Below are 12,215 nucleotides of genomic sequence, written 5' to 3' on the forward strand. Positions count from 1 at the left end.
CCCGTATGTGGCGGGCGCGCTGGCCGGGCTGCTGCTGGTGCTCTCTGTGTATGTTTCGGGCAAGTATTTCGGCGCCTCCACCACCTATGTGCGCGCGGCCGGGTTTGTGGAAAGCGCGGTGGACGCCGAGCGCGTTTCGGCCATGGCCTATTTCGTCAAGGAAGCGCCAAAGATCGATTGGCAGTTCCTGTTCGTGGTGGGCATCGGCCTGGGCTCGCTGGGCGCGGCCCTTTTGAGCAACACCTTCCGCATCCAGGCCGTGCCCGACCGTTTCGCCGAGCGTTTCGGCCAGGCCAGGGCCTTGCGCTTCCTGCTGGCCTTCATCGGCGGCGCGGTGGCCATGTTCGGAGCGCGCTTGGCCGATGGCTGCCCAAGCGGGCACGGGCTTTCCGGCTCGTTGCAACTGGCGCTCAGCGGCTTCGTGTCGCTCATCGGCTTTTTTGTGGGCGGGCTGGTGATGGCTCGGCTGGTCTATGGCCGCAAGGCAGGGAGATAGACATGGAACTCATGTACGGACTCATCACCGGAATCGGCTTCGGCGTTTTGCTGCAGCGGGCGGAGGTCATCCGCTTCGACCGCCAGATAGGCGCGCTGCTTTTGAAGGACATGACCATCGTCAAGTTCATGCTTTCCACCATCCTGGTGGGCATGGTCGGGGTGTACCTGCTGGTGGACCTGAGCCTGGCCAAGCTCGCGGTCAAGCCGCTGATCCTGGGCGGCAACGTGCTGGGCGGGCTGATCTTCGGCCTGGGCTGGGCGCTTCTGGGCTACTGTCCGGGCACGGCGGGCGCGGCCCTGGGCGAGGGGCGCGTGGACGCCCTGGCGGGCATGGCGGGCATGCTGCTGGGCGCGGCGGCGTTTGCCGAGGCCTATCCGGCCCTCAAGGCCGGCGTGCTTACCTGGGGAGACTACGGCAAGCTGACGCTGCCGGGGCTGCTCGGCCTGTGGCACTGGCCGGTCATCGCGGCCTTTGTCCTTGGCGGGGTGCTGTTGCTGCGCTTCATCGAACGCAAGGGGCTGTAGGGGGCTAATCGCCGCCCAGCAGGTTGCGCATGCGCGTCAGATAGTCGTGCAAGAGGCGGGAGTTGTCCTCGCTCACGTCCACGAACTGGCCGCCCATGGTGATGCGTCCCTTCTGTTCCTCCACCCGGCGCAGGGTGAGGGGAGCCATGAGCGGCTGGCCGCAGCCCACGTCGAAGCGCAGCAGGACGCGTTCGCCGCGCTGGGCTTGGCGCAGGGGGCTTTTGAAGCTGGAGCGCGCGGCGAAGCTGCACCCGGAGGGTGCAAGGTCCAACAGCATCACCTCATGATCGCCGAAGGAGCCGTGGATGGTGCCCGGAAGGGTCACGTCCACGCGTTCGGACCGGCGCAGCACCAGGCGTTCGACGGTATCGGGGTGCGAAAGGAACAGGAGCGGGGCGGGAACGCTCACGCGGTTCACCACCTCGCAGCGGAAGCCGAAAAGCGTGCCCCCGGCATTCAGCTGGGCCACCACGCCCGGATCCTGGCTCAGGCGGGAGAGGGTGTCCTGGGGCAGGCGCACCTGCACGATGCTGTAGGCGTAAGGCTCAAGCCCCACCACCTTGCCCTCGTAGCGCTGGTCCACGCACAACAGGCGCAGGAAAAGCTGATTGCCGACCTTGAGCTTCAGGTGCACGCCGGGCAGGCGTTCCACGCGGCGGGCAGCCTCGTTGTTCTCTATCGCCTGACGCCCGTTGCCTTTGGCCGCGTGTTGCGCGTCTGGCTGGGCGTCTGGCTGCGGCACCGGCTGCGCTTCCGGCTGTCTTTCCTGCTGCGCATCCGTCTGAGCATCCATCCGAGGCTTCTCCATGTGTTCCACAATGCTCGGCGGGCCGGAGGGCGAACCGCCGTGAGTGAGACACAACTATAGCCAGGAACGATGCCAGGTGGCAAGAGGGTAATAGCACCTCTACTGGGGGTATTGCAGGGCCTGCTTCATCCTGTCCAGCAGTTCGCCGCGCACAAAGAGCCCGCCCCGGCCCCGGCCAAGGGTCACGCCGGGTTTCACCGCGCCGTGGAAGTCGGACCCGCCGCTCATGAGCAGGTCCAGGCGCTGGGCCAGGCCTTCCACCAGGGCCGTATATTTGTCGGAATGCTCGGTGTAGTACACCTCCACCCCGTCGAGCCCCAGGGACTTCAGTTCGGTCAGCATGGCCTCGATCTGCCTGGGCTGCTGCGAGAGCAGGTACGGATGGGCCAGCACGGCCAGGCCGTGGTCGGCGTGGATGGCGCGGATGGCCTCGGTGGGGGTGAGCTTGGCCTTGGGCACGTACGCCAGGCCGCTGGAGCCCAGAAAACGCGAGAAGGCTTCCTCGAAAGTCTTGACCACCCCGGCGGCAAGCATGGCCTGGGCCATGTGCGGGCGGCCCACCACGCCGGTGGCGTGGCGTTCCACGTCCTCGCGCTTCAGGTGCACGCCCACGGCCTTCAGCTTTTCCAGCATCAGGTCGTTGCGCGCGGCGCGTGCCTGGCGCACGCGGGTCAGCTCGCCCACCACGTGGCCGGGGCGCTCATCCACAAACAGCGCCAGCAGGTGTGTGGGCAGGCCGCTGTAATCAAGGGAAAGTTCGCAGCCGGGAACAAGCTCCACGCCCTGCTTTTTCGCCTCTTCCCTGGCCTCGGGCAGGCCCTCGAAGGTGTCGTGGTCCGTTAACGCGATGGCCGAGAGCCCGGCCGCCTTGGCCGCTCGCATGAGTTCCGTTGGGCTCAGGGTTCCGTCGGACGCGGTGGAGTGGGTGTGCAGGTCGATGCGTTGGTGCATGGCGGGCCTCGTATAGACGAACGTGCTGCTTCTCTTTCTTATCTATCAGCCAAAGGCTGTGTTGCGTCAAGTGGAACGTGACCGCTTGTGCGCGGGGGCGCTGTCGGGTATAGGGGGGCCAGTCTTTGACGCGGAGGTGCGCATGGCCTTGAATGTTGAGTTGCTGGGACTTCTGGCCTGTCCCAAGTGCCATGGGGGGCTTGTGCTTCTGCCTGGGCAGGACGGACTTTTTTGCGCCGCCTGCGCCGTGGTCTACCCCGTGCGTGAGGAGATTCCGGTGATGCTGGCCGAGGAAGCCGCGCCCCTGGCCAAATGGACCGGGAGCCAGCCGTCCAAGGGCTGAGGAACGCCCGGCCTTGATGCCCCGCCGCTTTTGCCGTAGAGGGTGGGCCTTGATTTTCGGGGCGTAGCGCAGCTCGGTAGCGCGCCTGCTTTGGGAGCAGGATGTCGCATGTTCAAATCATGTCGCCCCGACCAAATGATATAAGGGCCTTGCAGAGTAATTTTGCAAGGCCCTTTCTCTTTCGCGGAACCACTTGCGGAACCAGACGCCCACAAAGTGGCTTTTCCCGTCGGTTTTCTTCCGCCTCCGCGCACCCCACGCATAGCCCGACGCCGGGCAGGGCCTTGGCCCCTTCTCGGAACTGGGCGACCCGCGCCCTCTCTGCCCCCGCGACGCGGAAGGCCTGGCTGGGCTCCGCAGGGGATGGGTGCCGCAGTATTTGTATCATAAACAGGTCCGCTGACCACGTGTGGACTCATTTATGATACACGCCATTGACGGCGGAGGCCGCTGGAGCTACAGGGAGCATGGAGACGCGGCTTCCCGGCCGCGCCGCAAAAACCATACGGAGCCGCCATGGCCAAGCCCGCCCACCGTCCGCACTCCCGCTACGCCAGGGAAGCCCTCGCGCACCTGGGCAACCTGATCCGCGAAGGGCGGCAGGCCAAGCATCTGACCGCCAAGGAGCTGGCCGAACGGGCCGGAATCTCCCGGACGCTGCTGGCCCGGATCGAGGCCGGTGAGCCCGGCTGCGGCATCGGCGCGGTGCTGGAGGTGGCGGCCATCGTGGGCATTCCCCTGTTCGACGCCGACCCCGGCACCATGACCGTGCTGCACGAGCACAGCACCCAGCGCAAGGCCCTGCTGCCCAAGCTGGTGCGGACGACACTCAGGGGCGTGAAGGATGACTTCTAGGGAGTACGCCGAGGCCTACGTCTGGATCTGGCTGCCCGGCGCCCTGGAGCCCGTGGTGGCCGGTCGCCTGGCCGAGGTGGGCCGGTCGCTGGTGTTCAACTACGGCGTGGGCTACCTGAAGCGCGACGACGCCATCGCCATCTACGAGCCGGAGCTGCCCCTGCGCAAGGGCGCGCTGCCCCTGCCGCCGGGCCTGTCCATGCCGAGCAGCATCCGCGACGGCGCGCCGGACGCCTGGGGCCGCCGGGTGCTCATCAACCGGAAGTTCGGCCTCAAGGGTGAGGGCGCGGCCCATGTGGAGCTGGACGAGCTGACCTATCTGCTCGAATCCGGCTCGGACCGCATCGGCGCGCTGGATTTTCAGGCCTCGCCCACGCAATACGTGCCCAGGCAGGGCGAGTCGGCCCCGCTGGAGGCGCTGCTCACGGCCTCGGAGGCGGTGGAGCGGGGCGTGCCCCTGGCCCCGGACCTGGCCCTGGCGCTGCAGCACGGCACTTCCCTGGGCGGGGCCAGGCCCAAGGCGCAGATCGTGGACGGCGGGCGCAAGTTCATCGCCAAATTTTCCTCCTCCTCGGACCTCTACAACGTGGTCAAGGCCGAGTATCTGGCCATGCGCCTGGCGGCCGAGGTCGGCATCCGCGCCGCGGACGTGCGGCTGGTGCGCGCCCTGGGCAAGGACGTGCTGCTGGTGGAGCGCTTTGACCGGGAGAAAGTTCAGGGCGGCTGGCGGCGCAAGGCCATGGTGTCGGCCCTCACCCTGTTCGGCCTGGACGAGATGATGGCGCGCTACGCCAGCTACGAAACCCTGGCGGAGATCATCCGGCACCGGTTCACCAACTCCGCCGCCACGCTGGAGGAGCTGTTCCGCCGGCTCGTGTTCAACATCCTGTGCGGCAACACCGACGACCACGCCCGCAACCACGCGGCCTTCTGGGATGGCCGCCGCCTCGGCCTTACCCCGGCCTACGACGTGTGCCCCCAGGGCCGCTCCGGGCAGGAGGCTTCCCAGGCCATGCTCATCACGGCGGACCAGCGCCTGAGCAGGCTGGCGAACTGCCTGGCCGCGGCCCCGCACTTCCTGCTCGGGGCGGAGAAGGCCCGGGCCGTCATCGCGCATCAGGTGCGCACCATCCAGGCGCGCTGGGAGGCGGTGTGCGACGAGGCCGCGCTTTCCGTGGTGGACCGCGATTTCCTGTGGCGGCGCCAGTTCCTCAACCCTTACGCGTTCCAGGGAGCGGAGTGGGGAGATTTGGGCTTCTGAGGCCGCGCCGGCTTTGGGGGCGGCGCGCTTTTCCCGGCGTGGCGCGATTCTTTTCTTGACCTCGAAGCCCCTGTCGGGATAGGGCCTTGCGTCGGCATCGCCCATGCCCATGTAGCTCAGTCGGTAGAGCACTTCCTTGGTAAGGAAGAGGTCAACGGTTCAATTCCGTTCATGGGCTCCACGCCATTTCCGCCCGCTGGATTCGTCCGGCGGGCTTTTTTGCGCCCGCGCGCAAGCAAAAGGCCGGAAGGATCGCTCCTCCCGGCCTTTTTGCTTGTGCGCGGCTCTGGGCTATGCCCCGGAGATGGGCAGGCGGACGTGGAAGGTGGTGCCCCGGCCTGTTTCCGTCTCGAAGGTGATGCTTCCTCCGTTCTTGTTCACCACGATGTCGTAGGCGATGGTGAGGCCCTGCCCCGTGCCGCGCCCCACTTGCTTGGTGGTGAAGAAGGGATCGAAGATGCGCGGCCGCACCGCTTCGGGAATCCCGGTGCCGGTGTCGGTGATGGACAGGACGGCCATGGCGCCTTCCTGGCGGGTGCGTAAGGTGATCCGGCCCTTTTCCAGCGTGCCGGCCACGGCGTCGCCGATGGCGTGCGCCGCGTTCACCACAAGCCCGAGCAGCACCTGGTTGACCTCGCCGGGCTGGCAAAGCACCAGCGGCAGATCCGGGGCGAAGTCCGTGACGAGGTCGGCCACATGCTTCCACTCGTTGCGCGAGACCGTGACGGTGTTTTCCATGGCCTGGTTGAGGTCCACGGCCTTCTTGGTTCCGTCGCCGGGATGTGCGAAGCGGCGCATGGCCAGCACGATGCTGCGCACGCGCTCTATGCCGTCCTGGATCATGTCGAAGGTCTTGGGCACCTCCTCCATCAGGAATTCGTAGTCCAGCGCTTCCAAAGCCTGGTGCACCGCCTTCTTGCGCGCCGCATATTCCTCTGGGGTGGCGCACGCGTTTCCCTCGGCCAGGGTTGCGTATTCGTGAATCACGCCCAGAAGGTCCGAGAAGGCGTTCTTGAGAAACGCCACGGAATCGCCCACGTATTGGGTGGGGGTGTTGATCTCGTGCGCGATGCCGGCCGCCAGCTGGCCGATGGATTCAAGCTTCTGGGCGTGGGCCAGCTTTACCTCAAGGGTGCGCATCTCGGTGATGTCGTCGAGCAGCAGGAGCATGCCCTCAAGGGGTGCGTCCGGGGTTTCGCCCAGCAGGGGGCTTGCGGAGAGCATCAGAAAGCCCTGGTGGCCGTCCTGCCTTGTATAGCCCAGAGGACCGGCCTTCACCGGGGCGCGCGTCTCTCGGCAGCGCGCCAGGGCCTCGGCCACCTCGTCCTGCTTCCAGGCCAGTCCCAGTTCTTCGAGGGGGCGGCCCAGCGCCTGGGCCTCGCGCAGGCCGAAACCATGCTCCGCGGCCTGGTTGATGCGGCGCACTCGGTTCTCCACATCCAGGCTGACGAGCATGGCCGACACGGCGCTCAGGATCTGGCTGATGTCGCGGTGGGCCTGCCTGCGCTCGGCCATCTCCACAATGAGGTTCTCGTTGGACTTGGCCAGCTCCTCGGTGCGCGCGCGGATGCGCTCCTCCATGTGCTCGTGGCTGCGGTCCAGTTCCTCGGTCATGTGGTTGAAGGCCTGGGACACCTTGGCAAGCTCGTCGCCGCCGCGCACAGGGATGCGGTGGCCGAGGTTGCCGGCGGCTATTTCCTCAGAGGCCTGTGTGAGCCTGGAGAGCTGGCGGGTGAGATAGAAGCCGAGAACGGCGGAGAACAGGGCCGAGGCCAGGATGCCCGCCGCGCTCATGGCCAGGGCGTTGCGCCGCGCCAGACGGACAGTCTCCGCTATGGACGCGTCGGTGAAGCCCACCTCGAGCCAGCCGAGGGGAATCGCTTCCTCGGCGATGAGGGCCTTTGCCTTTCGCACACCCAGTTCCGCGCTGGGTTCCTCGCCGCGCTGGGCCAGCACCCCTCGCGCTGCGCTGGAGATTCTGGCGAAGACGAAGCCTGGCTCGGCGGCCAGCACATCCATGGAACTCTCCAGGGTGGCCAGATCCAGGGCGAGGACCTCCGCCTTGTTGGCGGCGGCGAAAAGCTCGGCCACGGTGCGCACGCGTTTGTCCAGCTGCGCCGTGTTGGACTCGGCCAGGTAGTTCAGGCCATGCCAGATGATGAAGCAGAGCAGGACGGACTCGATGAGCGCGATGCCCAGGACGGTCTTGAGCCGAAGGGACATCAGGGCGCCCCCGCGATGTCCCTGTTCAGGTTTTCCAGCATGTGGATGCCGAGCTTGCGGATGTCGTTCCAGTCCGCGTCGCGCCCTTCCTCGAAGCCTTTGAAGCCTATCCCCGCCAGAAGCTCGCGGCCGCGCGGGTCGGAGTCCAGGGCGGTCATGGCGGCCAGCAGCTTGCGCACGAGGGCGGGTTGCAGCTTCGGGTGGGCGGCCACGGCATGGGGCGTGTAGAACGGGGACTTCCAGAGGATGCGCAGGTTGGCCCGGACCTCCTGGGGTATGTTCTCAAAGGTGCGGTTGATGCCGCCCCCGGCGGGGAAGAAGCCCCGCGAGACGCTGAGGTACACCGAATCGTGGGAGGAGGTGAAGTTCGGCTTCACCGTCACGCCTTGCGCCTTCAAATGCGCCAGGGGGAGTATGGTGGCCGCGAAGGCCGCCGGGGCTGGGAAGGCGATGGTCAGGCCTGCGAGGTCTTCCAGGCGGCTGGCCGCGCTGTTTTTGGGCACCACGATGAAGCCCTGTATCTTGCGGTCCTTTTCCCGGGCAAAGGCGTTGTAGCCCGGCGCAGCGTGGAACACGACGTAATGGTAGGGGTTCATGTAGGCGATGTCGTACTCGCCCTTTGCCAGCCGCTTCTCAAAGGTGGGGATGTCCTTGGCCGTCTCGAAGTGCAGCCGCAGGCCCGTGCGCTCCCCCAGGTAGGCCAGCAGGGGCACCCAGCCCTTGGCCATCTCGGCTGCGGACTGCTGGGGCACAACGCCCACGCTGAGGCTCTGCGCCTGCCCTGGGCGGGGCGCGGCGAGCAGAAGCGCGGGCAGAAGGAACAGCGCCGCCAGTATCTTTTTCATGATCGCCTCCGGGCGAAGCCCCGCTGGCGCGCGGTTTCGCAGGTTCGCGCCCAGGCGTCCGGGCAGGGCGGGACAGGAACGCAGACGCACCCCGCCCTGCGGGCGGGAGGAATGTCTGGAACACTCTGTCAGAATCTTCTTTTGGGGGGAAGGGAAATACGTAGCCGCTGGGCAAGGCTATGCGGAAATCCGGCCGCCGTCGCGTCAGATCATGCCGTCCACGGGCGGAGGGGGGTCTTGCTGCGGTCCCTCGCCATGGCGCTCGAAGGTGTAGTTGCCGTTGAAGAACTCGTCCACATACCAGCCTATCTGTCCGTCGTCGGAGAGCAGCATGTCCAGCAGGCGCACCGCGCCAAGCAGGCGGCCCACCATGTCCAGCTTCTGCTTCAGGTCGGTTTGGGAGTACTTCTTGATCTCGCCGCGCACCATGTCGCCCTTGATCTCGGTCTTGAAGCCCAGGCGCTTCAGTATCTGCGCGATGAGCTTGGCCCGCCGGGAGCGCCGGGCGATGTCGGCCGCGCCGCCCTTGAAGGAGAACACGATGTAGTTGTCGTTGATGCCGGGGCCGCAGTAGCTGTCCACCACGGCGAAGTGGTAGCCCAGGCGCGTGTTGAAGTTCAGGTAATGGTCGCTGACAACGGCGTAGCTGGGCCCGCCCATGCTGCCGTCGGCGTTGGGGTCGCTCATGAGGGACTCGGCCATGATGGTGGCGAAGCCCGTGAGGCTGACGCCCACCCCGCCCAGCCAGCGCACGCCGGGGTCGGTCATGCCGTGCAGCAGGGCCTGGAAGGGCGCGCTCTTGATGTGCTCCAGTTCCACGACTTTCTTGGGCGCCGTGGGGGTGAGCCCGCCGCCCAGGTCCACCACCAGGATGTTCAGGGGCAGGCCCGCGCGCAGGCGCACCGTGCCCTGACTGTCGTCCATCTCGTCGCCGATGTTGAACATCTCGCGCATGCCCATCTCGTGGGCGAAGCGGATGACGTCGTGCAGGCTGCGGCAGCCCTCGGGCGCGAAGTTGAGCGCCTTGGGGTCGGTGAGGGTCAAGGGCGCCATGCGCTTGAGCGCTTCCTGCGCGGCCTTGTACACCGGGCTGCCGCGCATCAGGTTCACGCAGGGCTTGTCGCGGATGAGTTCCGGCACGATGCCCCGGTAGACGATGCGGCTGGTGGCGTCGAGGGTGATGTCCTCCCCGGGCTGGATGGCCAGGCTGGCATTCTCCAGGCCCACCAGGGTGGGCACGCCGAATTCGCGCGCAACGCTCGCCATGTGCCCGGTGACGCTGCCCACCTCGGTGATGATGGCCCGGATGCGGTCCATGACCGGCACGTAGGTGGGCGAGGTCTGCTTGGCCACCAGGATTGCCCCTTGGGGCACGGCGGGCAGGTTGTGGTCGCTGGTCAAAATGTAGGCTTGGCCCGCGGCGCTGCCGGGCGCGGCCATGTCGCCCCCGCGCAGCAGCACCTCGCGCCCGTGCAGGGGTTCGGCCTCGGGCGTCAGGCTGCATTCATCCTTCACGCCGTGGCCAATGCCCAGGGGCCGGGCCTGCAGGATGAACAGCCGTCCGGCCTGGTCCTGGGCCCATTCTATGTCCAGGGGCTGGCCGTAGTGTTCCTCCAGGCGCACGCCATAGGCCGCCAGCTGGCGGATCTTGCCCTCGTCCAGGCAGGGGGCCAGGCGCTCGGCCTCGGGCACGGCCTCCTCGCGGATGCCGTCTTCGGTCCGCAGGCGCAGGCGCGCGACCTTTTTCGCCACCTCGTGGCGCAGAATGGCCGAATCCTTGCGGCGCACCGAGTAGAAGTCCGTGTTGGCGCTGCCGTCCACCACGCTCACCCCCAGGCCCCAGGCGGCGCTGATGAGGATGTCGTCCGCGCCCTCGCGCTGGGAGCCGGCGAGCATGTTGGGGTCGTTGGTGTACAGCACGCCGCTGGCGCGCGCGTCGATCATGGTGACGCACAGGACGGCCATGACCACGTCCTCGTCGGAGTAGCCCATGCTGCGGCGGTAATACACCGCGCGCGGGCTGAAGGTGCTGGCCACCACTTCCTTCCAGGCGTTGCCCACGTTGGCGGAGCTGACGTTCAGCACCGTGGAGTGCTGCCCGGCGAAGGTGGCCTCGGTGTCCTCGCAGGTGGCGCTGGAACGCACGGAAACGCGCACGTCCGGGCCGAAGAGCTCGGCCAGCTCGTCCATGAGCCGGGCCATGCCGCCGGTCAGCTCGTCGGGCAGGGGCGCGGCCATGATCATGGCCTGGATCTCTTCGCAGATCTCCATGAGCTTTTCGGTGTCCTTCACGTCGATGCGCTTCATGCGCCGCTCGATGCGCTCGGCCAGGCCGGAGGTCTTGAGGAAATGCTGGCAGGCGTAAGCCGAGACGGCGAAGCCGCGCGGCGTGGGCAGCCCTGCGCGGTTGGCCACCTCGCCCAGGTTGGCGGCCTTGCCGCCCACCTCGTCGGCCAGCTCGGCGCTCAGGGCGCGCATGGGCAGCAAAAGCTCGCCCTTCTTGATGCGCTTGCGGTGCACCAGATCTTTCAGGATGGTGACGCCCAGACGCTCGGTGGCGTCGAACAGTCCGGGGTACTTGCCGCCGGAAAGGGCGTTCAGATCCTCGGCCAGGTCGTACACCAGGCTGATGAGGTCCTCGGACAGGGCCAGCACGTGGTCCAGGGTGAAGGGCTTGTTCTCGTACAGCAGGTGCTCAAGCTCGGTCAAAAGCTCCAGCGACCTGTTGTTCTTGATGAGCAGGCTCTTGAAGTACTCGTACTTGCGTTTGACGGCGTCGTCGTCCCTGGACTGTCCCTGTTGCCTGCCGCTGCCGAGGAGCATGTTCAGAAACTTGAGCATCCGAGTCTCCAGTGCTTGGACGTGAAAGCGCCGGGATGTGACGATGCCACAGTACAGAAAGCGCCGGGGCCGCGCAAGGGCGGAGAACTCAAACCCGCTGTTGGGGCTGCCTTTTGGCGAAGCGCGGGGTTTCCGTGTCCCAGGACTGGTGCACCGGCCCGTCCTTTTTGTAGCGGAAGTCGCACAGGCTGTCGCCCTGGGCGATGGTGTGCCTGCGGGTGAGGCCCGTGCCCTCGGCCCGGGAGAGCACGAAATCGTTGAGGCAGAAATAGGGCGCAACGGCCCCCACGCCGTGGGCCTGGAAAAATTTCACCGCGCCGCATTCGGAATAGTCGTAGCCCAGGTCGAAGGCGTCGCCGTCGCCGAACACGGCCTTGGCCACCCAGTCGCCGGGGTGGCGGCGCTTGCGGGTGTCCTCGGCCCAGGCGGCAAGCTCCGCGCGGCCCTCTTGCGAGAACAGGGCCTGGCCCCTGGCGCGCAGGCGTTCCTGCGGCTGGTTGCGCATCTCCTCCTCGCACAGGTCGTACATCAGCCGCCCGGCGTCCTTCTCTGGCAGGCCCAGGGCGCGCATGGCCTGGGTGATGGCCGTGAGCCACACCGCCTGCATGAGGCTCTCCTGGTTGCGGTTCGCCGGGCCGATGTCCGGGATGGAAGGCAGGAGCGCGGCAAAGCGCGTCCGGCTGTCCGCGGCGATGCGCTGGGCCCTGGCCGCGCCCAGGCGCGGGGCCAGCCAAGCCTCGGCCCCCTGGCTCACTCCGGCGAATTCCGCCGAGAGGCCCGCGGTGCGCGCGGGATCGGCTGCCGCGGGCGCTGCGGACGTTGCCGCCAGCAGGCCGGCCGGAAAATAGCAGGCGCAGGCCCCGGCAAGGCCCAGGCCCAGTCCGGCGCGCAGGCTGGAAAACAGGAAGGAGCGTCTGGAGAACAGAGCGGGTGCGGTCATGCGGCGTCTCGTTTGGCTCAGGGTACGGGGCGCTGGAACAGGTTCCCCGCGCTGTTTGAAACTATGGCGGGTTTCCATTCCGATCGCAAGGGGCCGGGGGAAGCGGGCAGGCGGCGACATTGCGG

11 protein-coding genes and 2 tRNA genes are annotated in these 12,215 nt (G+C 67.2%); 7 read left to right on the plus strand and 6 right to left on the minus strand.

Annotated elements, in window-relative coordinates:
* Positions 1 to 496 (plus strand): YeeE/YedE thiosulfate transporter family protein (locus VN419_RS03460; RefSeq protein WP_325644478.1); only part of this gene is annotated, 496 nt, incomplete at its 5' end.
* A gap of 2 nt (positions 497 to 498) precedes the next feature.
* The gene (locus VN419_RS03465; protein ID WP_325644480.1) at positions 499 to 1,023 is read left to right on the plus strand and encodes a DUF6691 family protein; all 525 of its coding nucleotides are present in this window, start codon (positions 499 to 501) and stop codon (positions 1,021 to 1,023) included.
* 4 nt (positions 1,024 to 1,027) lie between these two features.
* Here VN419_RS03465 and VN419_RS03470 read toward each other — a convergent pair whose 3' ends face one another.
* Positions 1,028 to 1,816, minus strand: a complete 789-nt coding sequence (locus tag VN419_RS03470) for a PilZ domain-containing protein (protein WP_325644482.1) — start codon at positions 1,814 to 1,816, stop codon at positions 1,028 to 1,030.
* Positions 1,817 to 1,930: 114 nt separating this feature from the next.
* Complete coding sequence (locus VN419_RS03475; RefSeq protein ID WP_325644484.1) at positions 1,931 to 2,782, minus strand: PHP domain-containing protein; 852 nt, start codon at positions 2,780 to 2,782, stop codon at positions 1,931 to 1,933.
* 142 nt (positions 2,783 to 2,924) lie between these two features.
* Between VN419_RS03475 and VN419_RS03480 the strand changes: the two genes are divergently transcribed.
* The 5 genes from VN419_RS03480 to VN419_RS03500 all read left to right on the plus strand — a co-directional run bounded on the left by VN419_RS03480 (position 2,925) and on the right by VN419_RS03500 (position 5,422).
* The gene (locus VN419_RS03480; protein WP_325644486.1) at positions 2,925 to 3,125 is read left to right on the plus strand and encodes a Trm112 family protein; all 201 of its coding nucleotides are present in this window, start codon (positions 2,925 to 2,927) and stop codon (positions 3,123 to 3,125) included.
* A 57-nt stretch (positions 3,126 to 3,182) separates the two neighbouring features.
* A tRNA-Pro gene (locus VN419_RS03485) sits at positions 3,183 to 3,259 on the plus strand.
* A 382-nt stretch (positions 3,260 to 3,641) separates the two neighbouring features.
* The gene (locus tag VN419_RS03490) at positions 3,642 to 3,980 is read left to right on the plus strand and encodes a helix-turn-helix transcriptional regulator (RefSeq protein ID WP_325644488.1); all 339 of its coding nucleotides are present in this window, start codon (positions 3,642 to 3,644) and stop codon (positions 3,978 to 3,980) included.
* On the plus strand, positions 3,970 to 5,241 hold the full coding sequence (locus VN419_RS03495; protein ID WP_325644490.1) for a HipA domain-containing protein: 1,272 nt from the start codon (positions 3,970 to 3,972) through the stop codon (positions 5,239 to 5,241). The genes VN419_RS03490 and VN419_RS03495 overlap by 11 nt, the downstream gene beginning before the upstream one ends.
* 105 nt (positions 5,242 to 5,346) lie before the next feature.
* Positions 5,347 to 5,422, plus strand: a tRNA-Thr gene (locus tag VN419_RS03500).
* 110 nt (positions 5,423 to 5,532) lie between these two features.
* On the opposite strand, the gene VN419_RS03505 is transcribed toward VN419_RS03500, so the two are convergent.
* The 4 genes from VN419_RS03505 to VN419_RS03520 all read right to left on the minus strand — a co-directional run bounded on the left by VN419_RS03505 (position 5,533) and on the right by VN419_RS03520 (position 12,090).
* On the minus strand, positions 5,533 to 7,464 hold the full coding sequence (locus VN419_RS03505; RefSeq protein WP_325644491.1) for an ATP-binding protein: 1,932 nt from the start codon (positions 7,462 to 7,464) through the stop codon (positions 5,533 to 5,535).
* Positions 7,464 to 8,309, minus strand: coding sequence for a phosphate/phosphite/phosphonate ABC transporter substrate-binding protein (locus tag VN419_RS03510; RefSeq protein ID WP_325644493.1), 846 nt, complete (start codon positions 8,307 to 8,309; stop codon positions 7,464 to 7,466). The genes VN419_RS03505 and VN419_RS03510 overlap by 1 nt, the downstream gene beginning before the upstream one ends.
* A 204-nt stretch (positions 8,310 to 8,513) precedes the next feature.
* Positions 8,514 to 11,150, minus strand: a complete 2,637-nt coding sequence (locus VN419_RS03515; protein ID WP_325644495.1) for a PEP/pyruvate-binding domain-containing protein — start codon at positions 11,148 to 11,150, stop codon at positions 8,514 to 8,516.
* A gap of 88 nt (positions 11,151 to 11,238) precedes the next feature.
* Complete coding sequence (locus VN419_RS03520) at positions 11,239 to 12,090, minus strand: L-2-amino-thiazoline-4-carboxylic acid hydrolase (protein WP_325644497.1); 852 nt, start codon at positions 12,088 to 12,090, stop codon at positions 11,239 to 11,241.
* Positions 12,091 to 12,215: the final 125 nt, after the last annotated feature.

This window comes from Humidesulfovibrio sp. (genome assembly GCF_035560995.1).
In the GTDB taxonomy this organism is placed as follows: Bacteria; Desulfobacterota; Desulfovibrionia; order Desulfovibrionales; family Desulfovibrionaceae; genus Humidesulfovibrio.